Source organism: Kribbella sp. NPDC050459 (genome assembly GCF_040655315.1).
Lineage (GTDB): Bacteria > Actinomycetota > Actinomycetes > Propionibacteriales > Kribbellaceae > Kribbella.
In genome coordinates, this window is the sequence record NZ_JBFAJQ010000007.1 from 281040 (window position 1) to 305352 (window position 24313).

The following is a 24313-nucleotide window of genomic DNA, read 5'->3' on the forward strand; positions in this document are numbered from 1 at the left end:
CGAGCAGAGGAAGGTGGGCCGGCGATGAGTGTCAGCGGGGTGAACGGGACGGGCCAGCGCCGGCCCACGATGAAGGAGGTCGCCGCCCGGGCCGGGGTCGCACTGAAGACCGTGTCCCGGGTGGTGAACGAGGAGCCGAACGTCAGCCCGGAGCTGACCGCCAAGGTCCAGGCGGCGATCAAGGAGCTGAACTACACGCCGAACGAGTCGGCCCGGATGCTGCGCCGCGGCAAGACCGGCACGATCGCCGTGGTGATCCGCGACATCGGCGACCCGTTCTTCGCCTCGCTCGGCCGCGCGGTCGAGCTGTGGGCGCGCTCGTCCGGCTCGGTCGTCATGATCGGCCTGACCGACGAGGACCCGGAGCGGGAGCGCGACGTCTGCCTGGAGTTCGTCGCCCGGCGCCCGGACGCGCTGATCATGGCGCCGATCGGGGAGACCCAGGACTACCTCGCTCCGCACGTCGACGCCGGGATGGCGGTCGTCACGATCGACCGGCCCGCGCACGGCATCGAGGCGGACGCCGTGCTCGCCGACAATGCGGGCGGTATCGACCAGGCGATCGACCACCTGGTCCGGCAGGGCCACCGGCGGATCGCGTACCTTGGCGACGACGAGCGGATCTTCACCGCCCGGGAGCGGGTGGTGGCCTATCGGGCGGCGATGGCCCGGCACGGGATCGGTGTCGACGAGGACCTCGTCCACCTGTCCGAGCCGACCACCGAAGGCATCGGCATCACGCTGTCGGCCGTCCTCGACCGCCCCGAGCCGGCCACCGCGCTGCTCTCGGCGAACAACATGACGACCGCGGAGGTCCTGCGCGGTCTGGCCGGCCGCCGCGACAAGGTGGCGCTGGTGTCGTTCGACGACCTGCAGCTCGGCGACCTGCTCAGCCCCGGCCTGACGGCGGTCGCACAGTCGGCCGACGTGATGGCCCGGACGGCGATCCAGCTGATGACCGAGCGTCTCCCGGAACCGCACCGCCCCGGCCGCACGGTCCGTGTCCCGGTCAAGCTCACGATCCGTGGCTCGGGGGAGATCCCGCCTCCGCGGTGACCACCTGCCCGGGTTCGCCGAACCGGGCCAGCACCAGCGCGGCGGCGACCGCGAGCACGAAGCCGCACGCGGCCACGGCCTCGTAGCCGGGCCGCGGCCGATCGCCCAGCACGAGCAGCCCGACGATCGCCGGGAAGAACGTCTCGCCGACGACGAGCATCGCGGTCGCGGTTGTCACCCCGCCGCTCTGCAGCGCGGCGGCGTACCCGAGCATGGCCATCGCACCGCTGACGATCGCGATGTACGTGGCCGGCTCGGTGAGCAGGTCCGCCGGGCGCAGGCTGGGAATGATCCGGCCGCAGATGGCGACCACGCCGAAGCCCAGTCCGGCGATCAGGCCCAGCACGGCGGCGCGGAGCCGCCGCGGGACCAGTCGGCTCGCGACCCTGGCGACGGCGAGCAGGATCACCAGTCCGGCGAGCGCAATCTCGAACCCGCGGCCGACCGTGGCGTTGCCCTCGGTGCTGGCCGAGATCCCCAGCAATCCCAGCCCGACACAGACCGCCCCGACGGCGGCCCATTCGACGCGGCCCAGCCGGACGCCCAGGGGCCAGGCCGCGAGCGCGGTCACCGCCAGACTGGCCGCGAGCGCGGACTGGACGAGGAACAGCGGGAGAACCTGCAGTGCAGCCAACTGCAGGGCGAAGCCGACGGCGTCCAGGGCGATGCCGGCCAGGAACCGCCACTGCGCGACGATCCGGACCAGTCCGTGGGTGCTGATGTTCTCGGAGGTGTCCGACCTGGCAGCGGCAGCCTGCAGCACCGAGGCCACGCCGTAGGCGACCGCGGCTGCCAGCGCACACAGCAGACCCCACCACATGCCTGCAGCCTACGGATCCGCGCGGTCTGGTCGTTGCGGTCCGCGGGCCTGCGATCGCGGCCGGTGGGTGATTTGCCGTGGAGTTGGCCAGGCTGTCACCCGGCGGTCACTCGTGGAGCGCACCTTCGGGACATGAAACTGAGTCGCCGCCAGCTCTTGGCCGCATCTTCCGTCGCCGGTGCGTCGTTGGCCCTGCCGGGCGTCGCGTCCGCGGCACCGAATCTCGTCCGCCCTGACCGCGCCGCGCTGCCCTCGGGTGTCGCGAGCGCCGACGTGACGCCGAACTCGGCCGTCGTGTGGTCGCGTTCCGACCGCCCGGGCCGGCTGGTCGTCCAGCTGACCAGCCACGGCCGCTTCGACAAGGCGATCTGCCTGCGCGGCCCGAAGACGGACGCCGCCGAGGACTTCACCGCGCGGCTGCCGTTGCGTGGCCTGCGCCCCGGTCAGCGCTACGACTACCGGATCGGCTTCGAGGACGAGAACGGCCGGATCGGGCAGACGCTCGATGGCTCGTTCGGTACGCCGGGCCGGAACCGGCCGGTGTCGTTCGTGTTCACCGGCGACACCGCGGGGCAGGGGTACGGCATCAACCCGGACCTCGGCGGCATGGTCGCGTACAAGGCGATGCACGACACCCGGCCGGACTTCTTCCTGCACTCCGGCGACAACATCTACGCCGACGGCCCGATCCAGGCCGAGCTGAAAGTTGCCGACGGCACCGTCTGGCGGAACGTGGTGACCGAGGAGGTCGCGAAGGTCGCCGAGACGCTCGCCGAATACCGCGGCCGGTACAAGTACAACCTGCTCGACGGCAACGTGCGCTCGCTGTACGCCGACGTACCGCTGATCGCGCAGTGGGACGACCACGAGACGCTGAACAACTGGTATCCGGGGGAGATCCTCACCGACGACCGCTACACCGAGCGGCGCGTCGACGTGCTCGCGGCGCGGGCGAAGAAGGCGTTCCTCGAGTACCTGCCGATGGAGCACGCCGCGGGCCGGGACCGGATCTACCGCAAGGTGAGCTACGGTCCGCTGCTCGACGTGTTCTGCCTGGACATGCGTACGTACCGCGGCGCGAACCCGGTGCCGTCGACCGCCGGGCCGGTGGCGATGCTCGGTGCCGAGCAGGCCGCCTGGCTGGTGCGTGAGGTGGCGGCGTCGCGGGCGACCTGGAAGGTGATCGCCAGCGACATGCCGCTCGGTCTGCTGGTGCCGGACGGAAACCTGATCGAGGCGGTCGCGAACGGCCTGCCCGGCGCGCCCGGCGGCCGCGAGCACGAGATCGCCTGGGTGCTGAGCCAGTTCAAGAAGCGCAAGGTCCGCAACGCGATCTGGCTGACCGCCGACGTGCACTACTGCGCGGCGCACCACTACGACCCGTCGCGGGCGGCGTTCACCGACTTCGACTCGTTCTGGGAGATCGTGGCCGGTCCGATCAACGCCGGCACCTTCGGTCCGAACGCCCTGGACAGCACCTTCGGGCCGGAGGTCGTGTTCTCGAAGGCGGCCGACTTCGCGAACCAGTCGCCGGCCGGCGGCAACCAGTTCTTCGGTCACACGTCGATCGACCCGCGGACCGGCGTGTTCACGGTCTCGCTGCGCAACCTGTTCGGCAAGGTTCTCTGGACCAAGGACATCACCCCGGCCTGAGAAGGCCAGTCGTACCCACCGGCTCCGGCGCTTGTGCGGGATGCCGCCCACCGGGGCCGGCGGGTACGACGTCACACGCCGTGCAGGACCTCCGCGCCCGGACCGTCGAGTTGCGGCAGGACGACGCGGCGCCCGGTGAGCAGCAGGAGCAACGACAGCATCGGGCCGCGCAGCTCCGGCCCGTCGCCGACGCTCCAGTCGATGTCGTCGGCAACCAAACGGAGTCCGTCGTACGGCAGCGACTTGAAGACCCTCGACATCCGGCTGCCGCGGCATTCCCAGACGCGCGTGGCCGCCGTGGCAGCGACGTGCGGCGGGACCGGGAGCGACCGGCCGACGGGTATGGCGATGTCTTGCCCGTGGACGACGATGTCGATGAGTGTCTCCCGCGGAGTGACGCCGAAGTTGTGCCTGCGGGAGCCGATCATGCCGCGGATCTCGCCGATGATCCGCTCGGTCGGCAGCGCTGCCTGGTCGCGTCCGGAGGCCTGGATGATCCAGTTCATGCTGTGAATGCCGGGATGCTTGAGTGCGAGGCGGAGGGCGGCGCCGAGCGTCATCTGCTGCAGGGTCAAGTGGCCGGCGACGTCGCGGACGGTCCACCCCTCGCAGAGCGAGCGGTGCGCCCAGTCGTCGGCGGTCAGTGTCGCGAGCAGGTCGGCTGTACGGGCTCTTTGCGTGTCGATCGCGGCCCAGAGTTCGTCGTCGTTCATGACCGCGCCTTTCCGTCGGTGGGCCGGTAGCGCACGTCCGGCGGGCTGGTGCGGGTCCGCTTGAGTTCGAAGAAGTCGCGGCAGCCGGTGAGCAGGCGAATGCCGTCGAACAGGCGTACGGCGTCGTCGCCGCGGGGGACCGCGTTGAGAACAGGCCCGAAGAACGCGGCCCCGTCGAGGTGCAGGACGGGTGTGCCGCCGTCGATGCCGACCGGCAGGGTGCCTTCGTCGTGGCTGCGGCGCAGCGCCGCGTCGTACGTCGCGGAATCGGCCGCGTCGGCGAGCGTGACCGGCAGCCCGGCGGCGACGAGCGCCTCGGTCGAGGCGGCCCGGTACTCGGCGGTCGACGGATAACGCCAGTGGTCGAAGATCCGCTCGCCGAACGCGCTGTGCCAGGCCCGGAAGGCGTCTGGTCCGCAGTGTGCGACCACCGCGGTCGCGACTCTCGACGGACCGGTCATCTCGCCGAGTTTGGCGCGGTAGGTCTCGTCGACGGCGCGGTGCTCGTTGAGCATCAGCAGGCTCATCACGTGGTAATGGAGATCGAGGGTACGGCGCTGGGCGACTTCGCGGAGCCAGCACGCCACGACCCACGTGTACGGGCAGACGGGATCGACGTACAGGTCGACCCGCGGCGTGGTGCCGGCGATTTCGGCGGCACGAGCTGATTCGGTGCGCTCGAGGAACCCGGCGGCGGGTGTGCCGCCGATGCGGTCGGCGTAGTAGCGGGTCGTGACCTGGTCCCACAGGTCGCGGTCGGCGCCGGTCTGATCGTTGTGCATGGTCCGAGCGTCCGCCACCTGGGTCATCGTCACATCGTCCGAATTGCTCAGTCGGTACTCAGACCGGTGCTCGCCCAGGCCGCGACCTGGGCGCGGTTCGCGAAGCCGAGCTTGTCGAGGATGTGCTGGACGTGGTTCTGCGCGGTGCGTTCGGAGATCACCAGACTGGCGGCGATTTCGCGGTTGCTGAGGCCGTTCGCGACGAGTCGTGCCACCTCGCGCTCGCGGGGGCTCAACGGGTCCGTGGCGACCGCCAGGCTCCGGAGGCGCTCCATCCAGGGCGTCATGCCGAGCGCCTGCGCCAGATCGAGCGCGTCCCGGGTCACAGCCCGCGCCCGGGATTCGTCGCCGAACCGCTGATGGGTCTCGGCCAGCAGGCAGGCCGACTCGACCGCGAAGCCCGGCGCCCCGATGCTGCGGCAGCGCGCTTCGGCCGTTCGGAGGTCCGCGACCGCCGCGTCCGGTTCGTCGAGGGCTGCGGCGCAGACCCCGAGGACGAGCTCGACCGGTCCGAGGAAGTTGGTCGCGCCCGCGCCGCCGACGACGTACCAGCCGCGGCGGGGCTCCAGGCGGTCCCGGAAGCGTCGTACGTCGTCGGTCGCGCCGATCGCGGCCGCGACCCGCGCGCCGATGGTGTTCAGCAGCAGCTCGCCCGCACGCCAGTCCGGCCACGACTCGGGCCGGCCGCAGCGTTGGTACAGAGCCGCTGCCTCATCCGTCCGGCCGGCGTCGACGAGGACGAACGCGCGGGTCAGCCGGGCGGCGAGATCCCAGCGGGCGTCGGTTCCGAACTGCCAGACGGCACTCCCCAGCAGTTCGGGGGAGTGGCCGCGATGATGGCCGAGCACCAGCCGGAACGCGACCTCCGCGCCGTGCGCCGCCGGATGGCCGATGCCGCGGAAGACGGTGAGCGCTTCGTCGAGCAGCGCCTCGGCGTCGTCGAACTCGGCGCGGGCAGCGGCCAACGACGCGCGGGTGATCAGGACATGCCATTGACCCTGCGGGCCGCCGGCACGCCCCGCACAGCTTGCGATCCGGCCGGTCTCGCCGCCGATCGCGGCCAGGTCCCCGGCGTACCAGAGCGTGTCGACGCGCCAGAGTCGCCCGCGCAGCTCCACCTCGGCGCGACCGGTCGACGTACCGAGCTCGATCATCCGGTCCGCGGCGGCGGCCAGATCGGCCACGTCGTCAGGTCCGCTCGTCGCGAGCTGGCGCGCGGTCAGCGCTTCCACGAGAAGGGACGGATCTTGCAGCGCCTCGGCCTGGGCCAGCGCGTCACTGCTGGCTCGGAGCGCCTCACTCCACCGCGCGAGGTAGACAGCCGCCTGCGACTGCCGGGCCAGCAACCGGACTCTCGTCCTCGGCGAGCTGTGTGCTGCGGCGAGTGCCTCGGTGCACCACTGGTCGATGTCGCCGTCCCAGTCCGACTGGCCAAGCGGCTCGAGCGTGACGGCTGCCTGGGCGAGCAGCTCGGCTGCTTTCGCGCTCCTCGCGACCGCGACGGCGCTGCGCGTGGCAGCGTGGGCCGTCGCGAGGTCACCGGCGCGGACGGATGCCGTCGCGAGGCGGAGCTGGAGCGCTGCCCGATCGAGCGGATCAGGCGTCGCCGCGACGGCTCCGGCCCAGTGCCGTGCGATCTCGGCCGTGTCGGCGCCTACGTCCGCTTCGAGCGCCTCGGCCGTACGACGGTGCAGGTCGGCGCGCCGGCTCAGGACCAGCCGCGCTTCGGTGTCCCGCCGTACCGACTCGTCGGCGAACCACGACTCGCCCGTGTCCGGTGCCACGACGATCGCACCGCCACGGATCAGGACGTCGACCGCGTCCCCGAACTCGTCGCTGGTGAGACCGGCGACCCGCTGCAGGACGTCCAGCCGGACCCGCGGGCCGGCCACGGCGGCAGCGACCCGCACCTGGTCCGCATTGTCGTCGACCGGTCGCGTGGTGGTCACGCTCGCAGTGTGACGGCAGGCCGGTGAGTCCGCCAGTAGGTTGTGTCCATGACCGTCTATCCCGAGAGCCGCCGCGACGATGTGGTCGAGACGTTGCACGGGCACCAGATCGCCGACCCTTACCGCTGGCTGGAAGACCCTGACTCGAGCGATACCCAGGACTGGGTCGACCGGCAGAACGCATTCACCCAGGCCGAGCTGGCCGACTACCCCGAGCGTGGCTGGTTCCAGGCCACGATGGCTGCGATCCTCGCGCGGCCGCGGGCCGGTGTGCCCGTGAAGAAGGCGGGCTGGTACTTCGTCGGCCGCAACGACGGCACCCAGGCCCAGGACGTGATCTTCGTCGCCGACTCGCTCGACGAGCTGCTGACTGCGGGCCGGGTGCTGATCGACCCGAACACACTGTCCGAGGACGGCACAGACTCGCTGGGCTCGTTCACCGTGAGCCCTGACGGCAAGTACTTCGCGTACGGCGTCAACGAGAGCGGCAGCGACTGGACGACGTTCCGGCTGCTCGACATCGCCAACCGAAGGCCTGTCGACGACCAGGTGTCGGAGGCCAAGTTCTGCGAGGCGACGTGGCTCCCCGACAGTTCGGCGTACCTGTATCTGCACTACCCGGCGAGCGGGCGCAGCGAAGGCACGGAGACGACGTCCCTGTCCGGCGGACGGCTGATGCTGCACCGCGTCGGTACGCCGCAGTCCGAAGACGAGCTGCTGCTGAGCTTCCCGGACAACGAGCGGTACTTCATCACTCCCGAGGTGTCCGACGACGACCGGTACCTCGTCGTCCACATCACCGAGGGGACCGACCACGCCACCCGGCTCTGGGTCTACCCGATCACCTCCGACGGCCTGGGCGAGCCGGTGAAGGTGGTCGACGAGTTCAGGGACGAGATCGCCTTCGTGCGGATGTCCGGCGACCAGCTGGTCCTCCGCACCGACCGGGACGCGTCCCGCGGCCGGGTGGTGCTGTCGACGCTGGACGGTTCATTTACCGACCTGATCCCGGAGGGAGAGTCGACGCTGCAGGCAGTCCGCGGTACGGCGGGCGGCCTGGCCACGTTGACACTTGTCGACGCGCAGCCGGTGCTGACGCTCTACGCGCTGGACGGCTCCGGTGAGCGCGTCGTCGACGTGCCTGGGGGCGGAGTGGTCGGACTCAACGCCGGACCCGAGTACGACGAGCTGTTCATCGGCCTGTCGACGACGACCGACCCCACGCTGTCGTACGTCGTCTCGACCGGGTCAGGCGACGTACGCGTGCTGCCGGAGCTGGTTCGTGGCTCCGGGGGCTTCACGCCGCCGCAGGTCACCGTGACACGCCGGACCGGACCGGTGCCCTACTTCTTGATCACCAGGTCGGACCTGGACTTCTCCGAGCCGCGCCCGACGCTCATGTGGGGGTACGGCGGGTTCCGTATCCCGATCCAGGCCGACTACCGGCCCGGCTGGCCGGCATGGCTTGCTGCCGGTGGCGTGCTGGTCATCACCAACCTGCGTGGCGGCGGCGAGTACGGAACCGACTGGCACGACGCAGGGCGGCTCAAGAACAAGCAGAACGTCTTCGACGACTTCATCGCGGTTGCCGAGGACCTGCGGGACACCGGCGTGACCACTCCGGCACAGCTGGCCGTTCACGGTCGCAGCAACGGCGGACTGCTCGTCGGTGCCGTCATGACGCAGCGACCTGACCTGTTCGCGGTCGCACTGCCCGGTGTGGGTGTCCTGGACATGCTGCGCTTCCACAAGTTCACCGTTGGTGCGGCCTGGGCGTCCGACTACGGCTCGCCGGACGATCCGGAGCAGTTCGAGGACCTGCTGGCGTACTCGCCACTGCATCGCGTCAGCGACGGGACGTCGTACCCGGCCACGCTGGTGGTCACGGGGGACCACGACGACAGGGTGGTTCCGTTGCACAGCCACAAGTTCATCGCGGCGCTGCAGCATGCCCAGTCCGGTCCGCGACCAGTCTTGACCCGGGTCGAGGTCAACACCGGCCATGGCTTCGGAAAGCCCGCCGCGATGGTCGCGGCGGAGTGGGCGGACCTACTGGCGTTCGCTGCTCACCATGTAGGTCTCGTACCTCCCGAGCAGTAGGAGGGCTGCTTGTGGCTACCAGATCCGCGGGGCCTGAAGGTCCCGCGGGTCGTCGGCCGGCTGACAGCCGTGGGCGCTCTCCGTGTACTCGGTGCGCGGACCGGTCGTGGCCAGCGTGCGGACGGCGTTGACGAGCCGGTCCACGTGCTCCCGGGTCGTCCCGAGGCCGAGGCTGGCGCGGACCGCCGTACCGTGCTCGGGGGAGTCGGCGAGCAGGTGGCCGACCAGCGGGTGGGCGCAGAACTTGCCGTCCCGGACACCGATGCCGTACTCGGCGCTCAGCGCCGCGGACACCAGCGTCGAAGTCCGGCCGGCGAGCGTGAAACAGACCGTGCCGACGCGGTCGGCCTCCTCGCCGAAGATCGAGTACGTCGTGACGCCGTCGATCTGGGCGAGTCCGGTGCGCAGCCGGGCCAGCAGGCTGCGCTCGTGCTGCTCGATGGCGTCGCGGTGCTTGCTGATCGCGGCGCACGCGCTGGCCAGGGCGATGGCGCCGATGACGTTGGGGGAGCCGCCCTCGTGGCGGGCCGGTCCGGTCGTCCACACCACGGTGTCGCCCGTGACGGCGTGGGTCGCGCCGCCGCCGTACAGGTACGGGTCGGCGGCGTCGAGCCAGTCGGAGCGGCCGATCAGTGCGCCGGCGCCGTACGGCGCGTAGAGCTTGTGACCGGACAGGGCGACCCAGTCGACATCCAGAGCGGCGATGTCGACCGCGCGGTGCGGAGCGAGCTGTGCGGCGTCGAGGCAGACCCGCGCGCCGTGGGCCTTGGCCACCTTGGCGATGTCGGCGATCGGGAAGATCTCGCCGGTGACGTTGGACGCTCCGGTGATCACGACGAGGCGAGGACCTTCGGGCGCCTGACGAAGCGCGTCGGCGACCCGGGTCACGGCCTCGGTCTGGCTGGACGGGGCCCCGAGGCGGACGGTCCGCTCGGCCGGCCAGGGCAGCAGCGCGGCGTGGTGCTCGGATTCGAAGACGATGACGGTCGCGTCGGCCGGCACCGCGTGGGCGAGCAAGTTCAGGGCGTCGGTCGTCTGCCGGGTGAAGATCACCTGGTCGTCCGCGCGGGCGCCGACGAAGCCGTGCACCTCGGCGCGGGCCCGCTCGTACCACTGGGTGGTGATCCGCGAGGCGTAGCCGTTGCCGCGGTGCACCGACGCGTACGACGGCAGGGCCGCCTCGACACTGGCCCGGACGGACTCCAGACACGGGGCGCTCGCGCCGTGGTCGAAGTTCGCGTAGTCGGTGACGCGGCCGTCGGCGAGCGGGACCAGCAGGTCCGAACCGACGGTGGCGGGGATGTTTCCGGTGACCTGACGCGTGACGGTCGGCCGCGAAGTCGTCGTACTGGCCGGCTCGAGGATGGACAGGATCGACATGACGCTGCTCCCAGGGAAGTCCGCACTTGCCGAGCGGGGTATCCGCACGGCCTGGTCTTCACCCGGGGCACCCCACCGCGGAGGAGGGTTGCCGGCCAGCTAGCCGGGGCTTGTCGCTGGCACTCATGACCTGCCGACAACGGTAACGAACGGGATACGGCTGCCGCCAGTGACTATCTCATGTGATGAGATGAGCGAACACATCGTGGGATGACGTGAGGAAGTCGATGACCTGGAGAGCGCCCGTGGTCGAGCGGCCGGACGGCTCGCTGACCGCACCGGAGCGCGAACTGCTGCAAGGCTATCTGCAGTTCTACCGCAGCACGCTGCTGTTCAAGTGCGCGGGGCTGACCGCTGAGCAGTTGGCCGAACGGCCGTCGCCGCCCTCCAACCTGTCGCTGCTCGGCCTGATCCGGCACCTCACCAAGGTCGAGCGGATCTGGTTCCGCATCCACTTCGCCGAGGTCCCCGCCGAGCCGGTGTTCCCGCTGGAGCTCGGCAAGGACGCCGACTTCGAGCGGATCGACGCGGCCGACGCGCAGGCGGCGTACGAAGGCCTGATCGCCGAGTGGAAGCTCTCCGACGACGCGGCGGCCGGCCACTCGCTGGACGAGCGGTTCACGTTCAAGGGCAACGACTCGACGCTGCGGATGATCTACATCCACCTCATCGGCGAGTACAGCCGGCACTGCGGCCACGCAGACCTCTTGCGGGAGCAACTCGACGGGACCACAGGCGCGTAACACGACCTGCCACGCACCTAGGCTGCCGCCGTGCCGTTCACTCTCGCCCACCCCGCGGCCGTCCTTCCGCTGTGCCGGCGTCCGTTGGTGGCGTCGGCTCTCGTGGCCGGCGCGGTCGCTCCCGACCTGCTGTACGTCGGGCCGATCTACCGGGTCGCCACGCAGATCAACGGCAACTTCACGCTGACCCTCACCCACAAGTTCACGTCGGCGCTCTGGCTGGACCCGCTGCTGGCGCTTGTGCTGCTTCTTGTCTTCAGCGTGGTGCTGAAGCGACCCCTGGTGGCTCTGGCTCCAACTGCGCTAGCCGCACGCCTGCCTGGTGCGGCCCGACCCCATCTGGTGTGGATGGTCGTCTCCGCCGTCCTGGGTGCGCTGACCCATGTGCTCTGGGACTCGTTCACGCACTATGACGGGTACTTCGTCCGAGAATTCCCAGGCTTCTTCCGGGCTCAGCTGACGGGAGCGTGGGACGTGAACCGCATCCTGCAGTACGTCAGCACCGTCGGTGGCTGCCTCGTCCTCGTCGTCTGGCTCTACCGCTGGTACCGCCGTACGTCACCGTCTGCTGTCGAGCCGGGGGTGCCTGATTGGGTGCGCTACCTCGTGCTGGCCGCCTTGATGGTCTTCGGCGTCACCGGCGCGATCGTCGAGCTCGGCCGGGCGGACGGCGAGTTCGCCGGGGAGACCGCCGTACGGCTGGTGCTGTCCGGGCTCGTGTTCGGCGGCCTGGCCGCGCTCGCCTGGTACGTCGTGTTGTGGCACCTGGGGCGGCTGCGGCGGCGTACGCACGTGTCGTGACGCTACGGATGGGGCAGCGTGATCGGCGTGTGACACGTGGGACTCGAGGGGTGATCGGGGTAGCCTGAACGATATGGCGACCCGCACGTCTTCCCCGGCGCGGGCGCAGAAGTCGGCAGCCAAACGGCCGAGCACGGCCCGTTCGGCGGCCGGTGGACGCCCCCGTCCGTCAGGCGCCCAGAAGCGTGGGCAGAGCACGAAGCGCGGCGGTGGAACCACCGCCGCGCGGACCAGCACGCCCAAAAACAGCGGACCGGGCCCGTTCGCGGCCGCCATGCTCGCGCTCGGCCGCGGGGTGGTGAAGATCTGGATCGGCATCGCGCACCTGCTCGGCAGCATGGTGCGGGGGATCGGCCACAGCGCCCGCGACCTGGAGCCGGAGCATCGCCGGGACGGCGCCGGCCTGTTCCTGATCGGTCTGGCGGTCGTCGTGGCCGCCGCGATCTGGTGGGACCTCCCGGGCGCGGTCGGTAACGGCGTCCGGACCGTCGTCGGCGGCAGCATCGGCATGCTCGGCTGGGCGCTGCCGCTGATGCTGGTCGTCATCGCGATCCGCACCCTGCGTCACCCCGACCGCAACGGCCCTGCCGGACGACAGGTCATCGGGTGGACCGCGGTGTGCCTCGGCGTCCTCGGCCTGATCCACATCGCCAACGGCCTGCCGCGCCCCAGCAACCCGGCCGACGGCCCGCTGCGTGACGCCGGCGGCGCGATCGGGTACTTCATCTCGTCGTTCCTGTCGGACCTGCTGACGCAGTACGTCGCCGCGCCGCTGCTCGTCCTGCTGTCGATCTTCGGCGCGCTGGTGGTCACCGGCACGCCGGTGTACGCGATCCCGCTGCGGTTCCGCGCGGCGTTCGACGTACTGATGGGACGCACCGAGCTGCCCGAGGACGCTCCGTCCGTGGCCGCCGCGCCGACCGACGACACCGTCCGGCTGACCCGCAAGCAGCGGCGCGCGAAGGCCGAGCTCGACGAGGACGGCGAGCCGACGGTCAAGCCGTACGACTCGCCGGTGCTCGCAGAATCCCCGAAGCGCGGCCGTAAGAAGGCGAAGCCGCCGGAGGACGACGCGTACGACGTCGACAGCACCGAGAGCGCTGCCGCCGCTGTCGAGCCCGCCTTCGAGGCACCTGACCCCGTGAGCAAGCCGCCCGCGCCGGCCCCGGAGCCGCCGCCGCACACGCCGCTGCCACAGCGGGTCGAGCAGCTCAGCCTCTCCGGCGACATCACCTACACACTGCCGGACGGGCAGATACTCAAGCCCGGCTCGGTGCACAAGGCACGCACCAAGGCCTCCGACCAGGTCGTCGACCGGCTGACCGAGGTGTTCGAGCAGTTCGGCATCGACGCACAGGTCACCGGCTACACCCGTGGCCCGACAGTCACCCGCTACGAGGTCGAGCTCGGCTCCGCGGTCAAGGTCGAGAAGGTCACGGCGCTGTCCAAGAACATCGCGTACGCCGTCGCGTCGGCCGATGTCCGGATCCTGTCGCCGATCCCGGGCAAGTCCGCGATCGGTATCGAGATCCCGAACACCGACAAGGAGACCGTCAGCCTCGGCGACGTGATCCGGTCCGCAACCGCTCGCAACGACCACCACCCGATGGTGGCCGGCCTGGGCAAGGACGTCGAAGGCGGGTTCGTCGTCGCGAACATGGCGAAGATGCCGCACCTGCTGGTGGCCGGCGCCACCGGTTCGGGCAAGTCGTCGTTCGTCAACTCGCTGATCACGTCGATCCTGATGCGGGCCACGCCCGACGAGGTGCGGATGATCCTGGTCGACCCCAAGCGGGTCGAGCTGAACAACTACGAGGGCATCCCGCACCTGATCACGCCGATCATCACCAACGCCAAGAAGGCGGCCGAGGCGCTGCAGTGGGTCGTCCGCGAGATGGACATGCGGTACGACGACCTGGCGGCCTTCGGCTTCCGGCACGTCGACGACTTCAACAAGGCGGTCCGCGGCGGGAAGGTGAAGCCGCCGCCGGGCAGCGAGCGGGTGCTGACGCCGTACCCGTATCTGCTGGTGATCGTCGACGAGCTCGCCGACCTGATGATGGTCGCGCCGCGCGACGTCGAGGACTCGATCGTCCGCATCACCCAGCTGGCCCGCGCCGCCGGTATCCACCTGGTGCTCGCGACGCAGCGGCCGTCGGTGGACGTCGTCACCGGTCTGATCAAGGCCAACGTGCCGTCCCGGTTGGCGTTCGCGACGTCGTCGCTGGCCGACAGCCGCGTCATCCTCGACCAGCCGGGTGCGGAGAAGCTGGTCGGTCAAGGTGACGGCCTGTTCCTGCCCATGGGCGCGAGCAAGCCGATGCGTATCCAGGGGTCGTGGGTCGACGAGGCCGAGATCCGCTCCGTGGTCGAGCACTGCAAGGAGCAGTTGCAGCCGACCTACCGCGAGGACGTCACCGCGGCGCCCGGCCCGAGCAAGGACCTCGACGACGAGATCGGCGACGACCTGGACCTCGTGGTGCAGGCGGCGGAACTCATCGTTTCCACCCAGTTCGGCTCCACGTCGATGCTGCAGCGTAAGCTCCGCGTCGGTTTTGCCAAGGCCGGCCGGCTGATGGACATCCTGGAGAGCCGCGGCGTCGTCGGTCCCAGTGAGGGTTCCAAGGCCAGGGACGTCCTGGTCAAGCCCGACGACCTAGAGGACTTCATCACCACCCTCCGAGGAGAGTGAAACCGTGACCGCCGCGAGCGCACTGCCCAGGCAGGAACGATTCGACGTCGATCCCGAGCCCACGCCGTTCACCGTCCGGGCCTCCCAGAAGGTGCACGGCGGACTCGCCGTCGGCGCGGCGCTGGTGGCGATCGGCTTCGCGGCGTCGGGATCCACCAGCCCGACCGGCGTCCTGCGCTGGCTCGCGGCCGCGGCGTTCGCGGTGCTGGCGCTGGTGTGCGCCTGCGCGCTGACGGTGGGGGAGATGCTGGTCGCCGACGACGTCGGCATCCGGCTGCGGATCGGCAGCGAGTGGGTGGGTACCCGCTGGGAGGACATCGAAGAGGTGACGGTGCTGCAGCGGCGGCATCCGCTCGACGACGGGCGGATCGCCGTACATCTGCAGGATCCCGGGCCGATCCTCGGCGCGATGCCGAGTTCGACCCGCAAGACGACTGATGCCAACCGGCGCCTGACAGGGTCCTCGCTCGCGATACCGTTCGGGTTGACGGCCCGGCCGTCCAACGGGGAAGTGGTGCAGGCGCTGCACATGCTGGCCGATGCGAGATGTCCGGTCAGGGAACAACTCTGACTCGTCCGTGACTCCGTCGGGCGAGGGCCGTTGAGATGATGTCCGCGGCACTGCCGTCGGCGAGCACAGCCCGTCCGGGGGACAGGGCGACGAACGAGAGGGTGGTGGCGAGGTGAGCATCGGCAGCGATCTCACGGCGGCTCGCGAGCGGGCCGACATGACGATCGAGCAGCTGAGCGCTGCGACCCGAATCAGATCCGGGCTGCTGATCGCCATGGAGGCCGACGACTTCTCCCGCTGCGGCGGGAACTTCTACGCCCGCGGGCACATCCGGTCGATCGCCCGCGTGGTCAAGGCCGACCCCGCCCCGTTGCTCGCCGCCTTCGACGCCGAACACGCCGTCGAGGAGGAGAAGTCCCGCCGCGAGGAGCGCGCCGCGGTCAAGGCCCCGACGCTGCGCCCGGCGCGGCCGCGCTGGGCACTGCTGGTCGGCGCGATCCTGGTCATCCTGATGGGCTGGGGGATGGTGCGCCTGTTCACCCTGCCCAGCGACATCGAGGCCAACGCGTCGAAGACCGCGACCGCCACCGCGACGGTCACGACGCCGACCCCGAAGCCGACGCCGCAGCCGAGCGTTCAGCCCACCAAGACGCCGACCTCGGCGAAGCCGCCGGCGCTGAAGACCTCGCTGACACTGACGGCGAAGGGCAACGGCACGTACCTGACAGTCCGCGACAAGAAGAACCGCCGCCTGTTCCAGGGTCGCCTCGGCCCCGGCATCGCGCAGTCCGTCACCAGCTCCGGCGACATCCGGGTGACAGTGGGCAACCCCGCCAACCTCGTCGTCGTGCTGAACGGCAAGCAGATCCCGACCAAGCTCTACCGCTTCACCGCCCACCCGGACGGCACACTCAGCAAGACCACCGGCACTGGGTCCTGAAGCTGCTGAGTTAGGTACGGACGTGCACAGCGCGTCATACTCGTGGGGATGACTACGCCACCCACCACCGTCGCCCTGGTCACGCTGGGCTGTGCCCGCAACGATGTCGACTCCGAGGAACTGGCCGGCCGGCTCGAAGCCGGCGGATTCCGCCTCGTCGACGACGCCGCCGAGGCGGACACGGTGGTGGTGAACACCTGCGGCTTCGTCGAGGCCGCCAAGAAGGACTCCGTCGACACGCTGCTCGCGGCCGCCGACTACAAGGAGTCCGGGCGCACACAGGCCGTCGTTGCGGTCGGCTGCCTCGCCGAGCGGTACGGCGAACAACTCGCCGAGGCCCTCCCGGAGACGGACGCGATCCTCAGCTTCGACGATTACGCCGACATCTCGGACCGCCTCCGCAGCATCCTCTCCGGCGCCAAGCACCAGCCCCACGTACCCCGCGACCGCCGCAAACTCCTCCCACTCGCCCCCGCCGACCGCCACACCACTCCTGGCGTAGCCATCCCCGGCCACGGCGACACAACCCCCGACGCCTCAACCGGCACCGCTGCGTCCGGGACTGCTGCGTCCGGGACTGCTGCGTCCGGGACTGCTGCGTCCGGGACTGCTGCGTCCGGGACTGCTGCGTCCGGGACTGCTGCGTCCGGGGCCGCTGCGTCCGGGGCCGCTGCGTCCGGGACTGCCGCGTCCGGGACTCCCGCGTCCGGGGCCGCCACCTCCGGGACCCCCGGCACCGGCTCGGCCGCCGCTGGGGCCGCCGCCTCCGGGCGGGCCGCTGTTGTGGGCTCGCACATCCCCGAGCAGCTCCGGCCGGCTGGCGCCGGCCCGAGCGCTCCTGGCGAGCTCAAAGGACGCTTCGTCACGGGTGCCCCGGACGAGCTGAAGATCGACGCCCCAGACCTCGCGACCGCCCCCGCCAGCGGCCCCCGCGTGATGCGCCGACGCCTCGACGGCGGCCCGATGGCCCCGCTGAAGCTCGCCTCCGGCTGCGACCGCCGCTGCGCGTTCTGCGCGATCCCGATGTTCCGCGGCGCCTTCGTGTCCCGCCGCCCGGGCGAGGTGCTCCGCGAGGCCGAGTGGCTCGCCGAGAACGGCGTACGCGAACTCTTCCTCGTCTCCGAGAACTCCACCTCCTACGGCAAGGACCTCGGCGACCTCCGCCTCCTGGAGACCCTGATCGGCGAGATCGCCCAGGTCGCAGGCATCACCCGAGTGCGCGTCTCGTACCTGCAGCCTGCCGAGATGCGCCCCACCCTGATCACCGCGATGACCGGCACCCCCGGCGTCGTGCCGTACTTCGACCTGTCCTTCCAGCACGCCTCCGGCCCGCTGCTGCGCCGCATGCGCCGCTTCGGCGACTCCGAACGCTTCCTCGAGCTCATCGCCCAGGTCCGCGCGGCCGCACCCACCGCGGGCATCCGCAGCAACGTCATCGTCGGCTTCCCGGGCGAGACCGAGGAGGACGTCGACATCCTCTGCGACTTCCTCTCCCGCGCCGGCCTGGACGCGATCGGCGTCTTCGGCTACTCCGACGAGGACGGCACCGAGGCCGAGACGTACGACGGCAAGCTCGACGAGGACACCATCGCCGCCCGCCTGGACCGCGTCACCCGCCTGGCCGAGGACCTGACTTCGTCGCGCGCCGAGTCCCGCATCGGCGAACTGGTCGAGGTCCTGGTCGAATCCCTCGACGCCTCCGACGCCTCCGACGCCTCCGACGCCTCCGACGCCTTGGGTTCGGACGCTTCGGGTTCGGACATCTCGGGTTCGGACGCTGCCGGGTCGGAGACCTCGGGGTTGAACGGTGCCGGGTCGGACGCTTCGGCGTCGGGCACTGCCGGGTCGGACGCCTCGGGGTCGGACGCTGCCGAGTCGGCCTCCGGGCAGTCGGCCGAGGGACGGGCCGCGCACCAGGGCCCGGAGGTGGATGGAGTCACCACGCTGACCGGCCTTCCGGACGGCGTACGGGTGGGCGATCTGGTGTCCGCGAAGGTCGTCGCGAGCGACGGTGTTGACCTGATCGCCGAGTTCGCGGCACTCGTGAGCACCCCAAGCGGCCGTCCGGCAGCTAACCTGACCGCGTGAGCAACCCCCCGACGAACCCGGCACCGGGCGCCGCCGGCGGTCCACTCCACGCGCCCAGCGCCTGGAACCTGCCGAACGCGCTCACGGTCCTGCGGCTGGTCCTGGTACCGCTGTTCGTCTGGCTTCTGCTCCGCGACGGCGGCGAGGGCACCGGCGACCGGCTGCTCGCCACCGCCGCGTTCGTCGTCGCCATCGTCACCGACCGCTTCGACGGCGACATCGCCCGGCGCTGGAACCTGGTCACCAACTTCGGCAAGATCGCCGACCCGATCGCCGACAAGGCCCTCACCGGCGCCGCGTTCATCGGCCTCTCGTACCTGGGCGAACTCCCGTGGTGGGTCACCGTCGTCGTCCTGGTCCGCGAATGGGGCGTCACCCTCCTCCGCTTCTGGGTCATCCGCCACGGCGTCATGCCCGCCAGCCGCGGCGGCAAACTCAAAACCGTCCTCCAAGCCATCGCCTTGGGTCTCTACCTCCTCCCATGGCAAGACGTCGCCCTGATCCACTGGCCCGCCGTCATCATCATGGCCGCAGCCGTCCTGGTCACCCTCATCACAGGCCTCGACTACCTCCTCCGAGCCCTCCGCCTCAGAGCCGCCGCCAAGCGCCCCCTCCCATAACCGCCAAACACGACTTGCCGCGCAGCCCACCGCCCGGGAACCCGGTGCGGACGGGCAACCTGGTGCGGCCGGGTACGGCGTACGGCCGGGCCCCTGCCCGCGTATGGCGTGCCGCGGGCGACAGGTGCGCGGTCCGGGGGTTGCGGTGCGTGCGGGCACGGCGTGCTGTCGGGGACTGTTCGCACACGGCGGCAGCAAACAACGCGTGCCGCCGGGGAACCCGGTCTGGACGGGCACGGCGTATTGCCTGGGACTGTTCACGTACGGCGTGCTGCGAGCGACAGGGGCGCGGTCCGGGGCTTCCGGTGCGTCCGGGTACGGCGTGCTGGCGGGGACTGCTCGCACACGCGGCAGCGAGCATGGCGTGTGCCGCCAGGAAACCCTGGTGCGGACGGGTACCGCGTGCCGCCGGGGACTGTTCGCGTACGGCGTGCCGCGTGCGAGAGGGGCATGGTCCGGGGGTTCCGGCGCGTGGGGTGCGGCGTGCTGCCGGGACTGTTCGCGCACGGCGTGCCGCGTGCGACAGGTGCGTGGTCCGGGGGTTCTGGTGCGTGCGGGTACGGCGTGCTGCCTGGGATTGTTCGTGTACGGCGCGCCGGGGGCGACAGGTGCAGGCTCCCGGGCAGGTGTGGAACTGGTACGGCGTGACCGCCGCGATCCTGGGCCTACGGATCTGTCGGACCGAAGGCTGGTCAGGCCGGGGATGGTCGAACCTAGGGACCGCACTGACCAGCGGACCGGCCCGCGCAGGGGAGCAGGGCAAGGCGTCGTCGCGACTCAGGAGGCCGGCGCGGGAGGGCTGGGCTCAGGACTCGCCCAGCAGGCTCAAGAACTCGCCCGGTCGGCTCAAGACTTGGCGAGGGGGCTGACGGCGGTCAGTGGGCTACGACTCGGCCAGCCAGGTGAGCATTTCGCCGCGGAGCCAGCAGCGGCCGACTGCGGTGGCGTGGAGTGAGCTGTGATCGAACACTGCCAGCCCAAGAATGCTGTGGCCGGAAGCCCGCCGGTCGCCGAACGTCGGGATCCCCGGCGCGACCCCGACCCCCTCGACCGACACCCACGCGACCGGCCGCCGGGTCGCTGCCTCGTCCAGTCGCTGCAGGAACCGCAACCGCCCTTCGAGATCCAGACCGGACAACGCCCATGTCGTGATCACCACCGGCAGTACGCCGTCCGGCACCGACCCGATCGCCTCCGGAAGAACGTCGACAACGTCACCCTGGACAAGCAACGGGGGAGCCGCCGTCGCCAAAGCCAACTCCGCCTCGAGCCTCGCCCCTCGCTCCAGCTGATCCGGCGGCACACACGCCCGTAGCCACCGCGCCACATCCGCATCCGTCACATCAGCCGGATCCGCATCAACCACCACGCGAGCCCCAACCTCCGGCATACCCAGAGACGGCACCCGCCCCTCACCCACAACCGAAGCCGACACCTGAATCGCCGACCCCGGATCACCCAACGACTGCCCGTTGCCGTACGCGATCCCCACCCGATCAACCGTCAAATTCAGCCCCGCTGACCGCCCCACATCAACCAACCCGACCGACTCCGCCCCCACCCGCCGCGCCACCTCAGCAACAGCCGGGTACACCAAGGCATGCCGTCCACCCTCGTCCCCCAACACCTTCCGCCTCGAGGCAACCTCCACGAGGGCTCCTCCCAACCGCCCCACCACCCCCACAGCCACCCGACCAACCTCCGCACCCAACGGGCTGGGGTGAACTGCGGTGCTGGCGAAGGCGGCGGCTAGCTCGGGGGCCTGGCCGGCCAGGGCGAAGTAGTGAAGTGCGGCGAGGATCCCCGCCGGACGCCGGCCGCGTGGAGAGGCGCTCTCGATGACCCGCAGCGCTTCGTCCGACTCACTCAGCGCGATCGCGATCTGCGCGTACACCGGTGAGATCTTCGGCGCTTCGACCTCACCGAACCGTCGATATGTCTGCGCGAGCGTACGCGCGCGACCGCCACCCGTCGCGCTTCCAGCAGTCGACTTCGGCATCCGAGCGAGTCTAGTCACGCCCGCGCCGCCCGCCTCCAAGTACGACCAATCTCGTAACTGCGCGGACAGGGTGCCGTGAGACTTCCTCAAGCGTGTCGGATCAGGACGACCGTCTTCGTAGCCACTGTGAGAGACCAGCAACGGGCCGGTCGCTTCAACCTCCGGAGATCAGCATGTTGGACACCTGCACCGCCTCACCAGCTCTCGCCACGCCGGCCGCCGTCGGGCGTCGGCTGGGGAACGAACTGCTGGAACCGCTGCACCTGGTCGCCTACATGTCCGACGAGCCGAACGATGCGCTCCAGGCCCTCGGGTACGAGGGCTACTGGCCCGGATACTTCGCCGCACGATCCGCCCCGCTGGGCCGGGTACCCGCCGAAGTCGTGGACGCGCTCTTCTACAACTTCGCCCCTGGCGAGGTCGCCGCCTGCATCCCGGCCTGCTGGGACGTCGCAACGCCCGAGGCAGCACTGGAGGCCCACCGCCAAGGATGTGTCGCGGCACTACGGCGCATCCTGGGTGACCTCGCCGACACGCCGGAGGTCGCCCGCGCCGCGGACCTCGCGATCCGCGCAGCGATGAACGCCCCTATGGAAGGACGGATCCTGTACGCCGCCCTGCGGTCACTCCCGGTGCCGGACGAGCCGCTCACCCGCCTCTGGCACGCGGCCACGCTCCTCCGCGAGCACCGCGGCAACGGCCACGTCGTGGCCCTGGTGTCCGAAGGTATCGACGGCCAGGAAGCCCACGTACTCCAGGCGCTCGACTGGGGCATGGCCCCGGCCGACTACGGACGTCTCGACCCGCTGACGCCTGCTCAGCTCGACGCGGTCGTGGACGGCCTGCGCGAACGCGGCCTCGTGGACGCAGAAGGCAAGTTCACGCCTGCCGGCCGCGAGACGAGGAACCGCATCGAGGCCCTGACGGATGCGCTCGCCGCCCCGCGTACGACTGCCTGCAGCCGCACGAGATCGACCAACTCACCGCCGACCTCGAACCCCTGGTCGAACGCATCGCCACAGCCGGCTACTAGCCGAACACGCACCCGTCGTCACCGTCGACACACCACGAGGGGCATGGTGTGCGATGTGGGGTTGGGGGTGTGGTGTTGGCTGATGGCACTGGAGTGCCGGTGTGGATCGAGAGTCGGAGGTGGGCGTGGCCGGAGACGCAGTTGAGGCGGCGGTTGGCCGATTGGTGGAGCTCTTGCTGGAACATCGCGTGACGCTGGCCACGGCTGAGTCGTTGACAGGGGGGATGGTCGGGGCGGTTCTGACGGATGTGCCGGGGGTGTCGGCTGTGTATCGGGGTGGCGTGGTGGTTTACGCGACTGACCTGAAGGCCAAGCTCGCGGGTGTGCCGGAGGATCTGCTGGCTGCTGTGGGGCCGGTGCACCCGGACACGGCCGCAGCGTTGGCCACCGGTGTGCGGGAGCGTCTGGGGGCGGATTACGGGCTCGCGACGACAGGTGTGGCCGGTCCGGACCCGCAGGCGGGTATCGAAGCCGGCACGGTGTACGTCGCAGCGGCCGGGCCGAGGTCCGTGCAGGTGCGGAAGCTGCAGTTGAGCGGCGATCGGACAGTTGTCCGCAGGGAGAGTGTGCGGGCCGTCCTGGAACTCGGGGCAGAAGTTGTGACGGAAGATCTCGACTGAACGGGGTGTTGGGACCAGCATGGGGACAGGTAAGGCAGACTGGCACGGCGCACCGAAGGTGGACATTGCGAGAAGTAGTGACCCAGCAACAGGTACCGTTGGTTCCTACGGCCGAGCTACCGTGCGAGTAGGTACGGCCGGACAGGCGGAAGGGAGAAACCTCATGGTGCTGGTTCGTGGCCTGCTGGGCGACGTGCTGCGGCGTAAGCGGCTGCGCCAGGGGCGCACTCTGCGCGAGGTCTCCGCCGACGCACGGGTCAGCCTCGGCTACCTGTCCGAGGTCGAGCGCGGTCAGAAGGAAGCTTCGAGTGAGCTGCTGGCGGCCATCTGTATGGCGCTGGATGTGCCGCTGTCGACCGTCTTCGCCGAGGTGAGCGAGGATCTGGCGCGGGAAGAGGCTCTGGTGCTGGCGCACCCGGCCATCGAGACCGAGGTCGTCGCCTCCGCCGCCTGACCTGGTCATCGCCCGTCTCCGTCGGGACCGGGACAACTGCTGGGCGGCTGGATCAGACCTGTGCGGCCCGGCCACACGAGCTGCAGCGCCGGCAAGGACGGCTGCCCAGGCTGCCGGAACATCGCGTTGGCGGTGAACAGGTGCAACGCTGAGTCCGGAAACCGGAGCAGCTCGGCCGTGTGTGGGGGCGGGAACAGCTCCGACAAGTCGTCACCCTCGTCGAACGTCGCGCCGTCCATCACGGCCCAGGCGAGCGGCTTGAGCCCGAGATAGGCGTGACACGGCTCAGGCTCGAAAACGATGATCTCCGGATGCCGGTACAGGCTGAGGCCGAGTGTGTACCCGAAGGCCGGGTTCCGGTCGCCATCGCCCTCGACGAACTGCATCGTCCACCCGTACGTCTGGATGTTTCGCTCGATCTGCCGCGAGTACCGCTCGTCGGTCAGCCCGCCACACTGGTCGCACATCACCTTCTCCTCTCGCTCGAACATCTGTTCGATGCGTCAGAGAAGGTATCCGTGTTCGACGCCGTCGGAGGAGTTGTCCACAGGGCATTCCCGCGGCGGAGAGGTCACGTCTCGGGCTGGCAGGCTGGGCACCAGTAGGTGACTCGTTCCCGGGTCGGCTCGCCGAGCATCTCGGTGAGGATCGTCGTGCCGCACCGGCGGCAGGGCTTCCCGGCGCGCTCGAACACCCATGAGCGTTGTCCCGGCCGGTCGATGCCGGTGCTGACCTGCGCGACGTTGCGTACGTTGGCTTTCATCAGCTTCCGGCTCAGGTCGACCGCGGCGGGGACATCGACCTCCGCCACCGGGCGCCGCGGGTGCAGGCCGAGCAGGAAGCAGATTTCGGTGCGGTAGAAGTTGCCGATCCCGGCGAGGTTGCGTTGGTCCAGCAAGGCCTCGCTGATCGTGCGCCCAGCATCGGACTCGATATTCGCGATCGCGGTCGCCCGGTCGAACGACGGCGACAGGAGATCGGGGCCGAGATGCCCGACGACGCTGTCTTCCTTGTCGGTGGCGACGAGGTCGAGCACCGGAAGGCGGTATCCAACGGCAGTCCAGGCTTCCGTTTCGAGAACCGCGCGTATCTCGTGGCCCGGCCCGCCACGCCATCGCTCACCCGGTCGATAGAGATGCCAGCTACCGTCCATCCGGAAGTGGCTGTGCACCGTGACTCCACCGGAGAGCCGCATCAGGATGTGCTTGCCGCGCGCAACCACCTCCGCCACGGTCCGCCCGCTCAGATCGGTCGTCGCCAGCGACGGCACGCGGAAATCGGTGCGTACGAGCACCTGGCCGGCAAGCGCCTGGTTCAGCCGCTTGCAGGCTCGCCAGACGGTGTCTCCTTCAGGCATGA

21 protein-coding genes, 1 pseudogene and 1 riboswitch are annotated in these 24313 nt (G+C 70.3%); of the genes and pseudogenes, 14 read left to right on the forward strand and 8 right to left on the reverse strand.

From position 1 onward, the window contains the following. Window positions 1–24 precede the first annotated feature (24 nt). Entirely contained in the window at window positions 25–1056 is a 1032-nt protein-coding gene (locus AB0I12_RS24150; protein ID WP_359933584.1) for a LacI family DNA-binding transcriptional regulator, read from the forward strand. On the opposite strand, the gene AB0I12_RS24155 is transcribed toward AB0I12_RS24150, so the two are convergent. Next, window positions 1016–1876 carry a hypothetical protein gene (locus tag AB0I12_RS24155; RefSeq protein WP_359933586.1) on the reverse strand — a complete coding sequence of 287 codons (861 nt, stop codon included), beginning with the start codon at window positions 1874–1876 and terminating at the stop codon, window positions 1016–1018. The two genes, AB0I12_RS24150 and AB0I12_RS24155, sit on opposite strands and share 41 nt — an antisense overlap. Window positions 1877–2008: 132 nt before the next feature. Here AB0I12_RS24155 and AB0I12_RS24160 point away from each other — a divergent pair, with 132 nt between their 5' ends. Beyond that, window positions 2009–3529 carry an alkaline phosphatase D family protein gene (locus AB0I12_RS24160; RefSeq protein WP_359933587.1) on the forward strand — a complete coding sequence of 507 codons (1521 nt, stop codon included), beginning with the start codon at window positions 2009–2011 and terminating at the stop codon, window positions 3527–3529. A 71-nt stretch (window positions 3530–3600) separates the two neighbouring features. Here the strand turns inward: AB0I12_RS24160 and AB0I12_RS24165 are convergent, their stop codons facing one another. From AB0I12_RS24165 to AB0I12_RS24175, 3 genes are read right to left on the reverse strand one after another with little or no spacing between them, the layout of a single operon-like run. Then, window positions 3601–4242 carry a maleylpyruvate isomerase family mycothiol-dependent enzyme gene (locus AB0I12_RS24165; RefSeq protein ID WP_359933589.1) on the reverse strand — a complete coding sequence of 214 codons (642 nt, stop codon included), beginning with the start codon at window positions 4240–4242 and terminating at the stop codon, window positions 3601–3603. Next, entirely contained in the window at window positions 4239–5051 is an 813-nt protein-coding gene (locus AB0I12_RS24170; protein WP_359933591.1) for a disulfide bond formation protein DsbA, read from the reverse strand. Before AB0I12_RS24170 ends, AB0I12_RS24165 begins: the two co-directional genes overlap by 4 nt. Before the next feature lie 20 nt (window positions 5052–5071). After that, window positions 5072–6973 (reverse strand): LuxR C-terminal-related transcriptional regulator, encoded by a 1902-nt coding sequence (locus tag AB0I12_RS24175; RefSeq protein WP_359933593.1) that lies wholly within the window; start codon window positions 6971–6973, stop codon window positions 5072–5074. A 48-nt stretch (window positions 6974–7021) separates the two neighbouring features. Here AB0I12_RS24175 and AB0I12_RS24180 point away from each other — a divergent pair, with 48 nt between their 5' ends. Then, window positions 7022–9073: a prolyl oligopeptidase family serine peptidase gene (locus AB0I12_RS24180; RefSeq protein WP_359933595.1), complete on the forward strand. Its 2052-nt coding sequence runs from the start codon at window positions 7022–7024 to the stop codon at window positions 9071–9073. A gap of 15 nt (window positions 9074–9088) precedes the next feature. Here AB0I12_RS24180 and AB0I12_RS24185 read toward each other — a convergent pair whose 3' ends face one another. After that, window positions 9089–10453, reverse strand: a complete 1365-nt coding sequence (locus AB0I12_RS24185) for an aminotransferase class V-fold PLP-dependent enzyme (protein WP_359933597.1) — start codon at window positions 10451–10453, stop codon at window positions 9089–9091. Window positions 10454–10470: 17 nt separating this feature from the next. Further along, window positions 10471–10584, reverse strand: a riboswitch (SAM riboswitch). A 96-nt stretch (window positions 10585–10680) separates the two neighbouring features. Between AB0I12_RS24185 and AB0I12_RS24190 the strand changes: the two genes are divergently transcribed. The 8 genes and pseudogenes from AB0I12_RS24190 to pgsA all read left to right on the forward strand — a co-directional run bounded on the left by AB0I12_RS24190 (window position 10681) and on the right by pgsA (window position 18848). Beyond that, window positions 10681–11196 carry a DinB family protein gene (locus AB0I12_RS24190; RefSeq protein WP_359933599.1) on the forward strand — a complete coding sequence of 172 codons (516 nt, stop codon included), beginning with the start codon at window positions 10681–10683 and terminating at the stop codon, window positions 11194–11196. A 30-nt stretch (window positions 11197–11226) separates the two neighbouring features. Then, on the forward strand, window positions 11227–11997 hold the full coding sequence (locus AB0I12_RS24195; protein WP_359933601.1) for a DUF4184 family protein: 771 nt from the start codon (window positions 11227–11229) through the stop codon (window positions 11995–11997). A gap of 73 nt (window positions 11998–12070) precedes the next feature. Continuing rightward, complete coding sequence (locus AB0I12_RS24200; protein ID WP_359933603.1) at window positions 12071–14689, forward strand: DNA translocase FtsK 4TM domain-containing protein; 2619 nt, start codon at window positions 12071–12073, stop codon at window positions 14687–14689. A 4-nt stretch (window positions 14690–14693) separates the two neighbouring features. Beyond that, the gene (locus AB0I12_RS24205; protein ID WP_359933605.1) at window positions 14694–15260 is read left to right on the forward strand and encodes a hypothetical protein; all 567 of its coding nucleotides are present in this window, start codon (window positions 14694–14696) and stop codon (window positions 15258–15260) included. 112 nt (window positions 15261–15372) lie between these two features. Beyond that, complete coding sequence (locus tag AB0I12_RS24210; protein WP_359933607.1) at window positions 15373–16140, forward strand: helix-turn-helix domain-containing protein; 768 nt, start codon at window positions 15373–15375, stop codon at window positions 16138–16140. A gap of 48 nt (window positions 16141–16188) precedes the next feature. Continuing rightward, window positions 16189–17931: pseudogene (locus AB0I12_RS24215) on the forward strand (radical SAM protein); the annotation flags it as partial. A gap of 9 nt (window positions 17932–17940) precedes the next feature. Further along, window positions 17941–18228, forward strand: a complete 288-nt coding sequence (locus AB0I12_RS24220; RefSeq protein WP_359933791.1) for a hypothetical protein — start codon at window positions 17941–17943, stop codon at window positions 18226–18228. Next, entirely contained in the window at window positions 18225–18848 is a 624-nt protein-coding gene (pgsA, locus tag AB0I12_RS24225; RefSeq protein ID WP_359933609.1) for a CDP-diacylglycerol--glycerol-3-phosphate 3-phosphatidyltransferase, read from the forward strand. The genes AB0I12_RS24220 and pgsA overlap by 4 nt, the downstream gene beginning before the upstream one ends. An 883-nt stretch (window positions 18849–19731) precedes the next feature. On the opposite strand, the gene AB0I12_RS24230 is transcribed toward pgsA, so the two are convergent. Continuing rightward, window positions 19732–20847 carry a DUF2332 domain-containing protein gene (locus tag AB0I12_RS24230; RefSeq protein WP_359933793.1) on the reverse strand — a complete coding sequence of 372 codons (1116 nt, stop codon included), beginning with the start codon at window positions 20845–20847 and terminating at the stop codon, window positions 19732–19734. A 173-nt stretch (window positions 20848–21020) separates the two neighbouring features. On the opposite strand from AB0I12_RS24230, the gene AB0I12_RS24235 reads away from it, so the two are divergent. The 3 genes from AB0I12_RS24235 (at window position 21021) to AB0I12_RS24245 (ending at window position 22954) form a co-directional block, all read left to right on the forward strand. Further along, a complete protein-coding gene (locus tag AB0I12_RS24235) occupies window positions 21021–22025 on the forward strand; it encodes a MarR family transcriptional regulator (RefSeq protein ID WP_359933611.1) in 1005 nt (334 codons plus the stop codon). Between the two features lie 19 nt (window positions 22026–22044). After that, on the forward strand, window positions 22045–22500 hold the full coding sequence (locus AB0I12_RS24240; protein WP_359933613.1) for a CinA family protein: 456 nt from the start codon (window positions 22045–22047) through the stop codon (window positions 22498–22500). Window positions 22501–22663: 163 nt separating this feature from the next. Continuing rightward, window positions 22664–22954 (forward strand): helix-turn-helix transcriptional regulator, encoded by a 291-nt coding sequence (locus AB0I12_RS24245; protein WP_355690095.1) that lies wholly within the window; start codon window positions 22664–22666, stop codon window positions 22952–22954. A 5-nt stretch (window positions 22955–22959) separates the two neighbouring features. Here the strand turns inward: AB0I12_RS24245 and AB0I12_RS24250 are convergent, their stop codons facing one another. After that, complete coding sequence (locus AB0I12_RS24250) at window positions 22960–23445, reverse strand: DUF4262 domain-containing protein (protein ID WP_359933615.1); 486 nt, start codon at window positions 23443–23445, stop codon at window positions 22960–22962. Between the two features lie 80 nt (window positions 23446–23525). Then, a complete protein-coding gene (locus AB0I12_RS24255; protein WP_359933617.1) occupies window positions 23526–24311 on the reverse strand; it encodes a DNA-formamidopyrimidine glycosylase family protein in 786 nt (261 codons plus the stop codon). Between the last annotated feature and the right edge of the window lie 2 nt (window positions 24312–24313).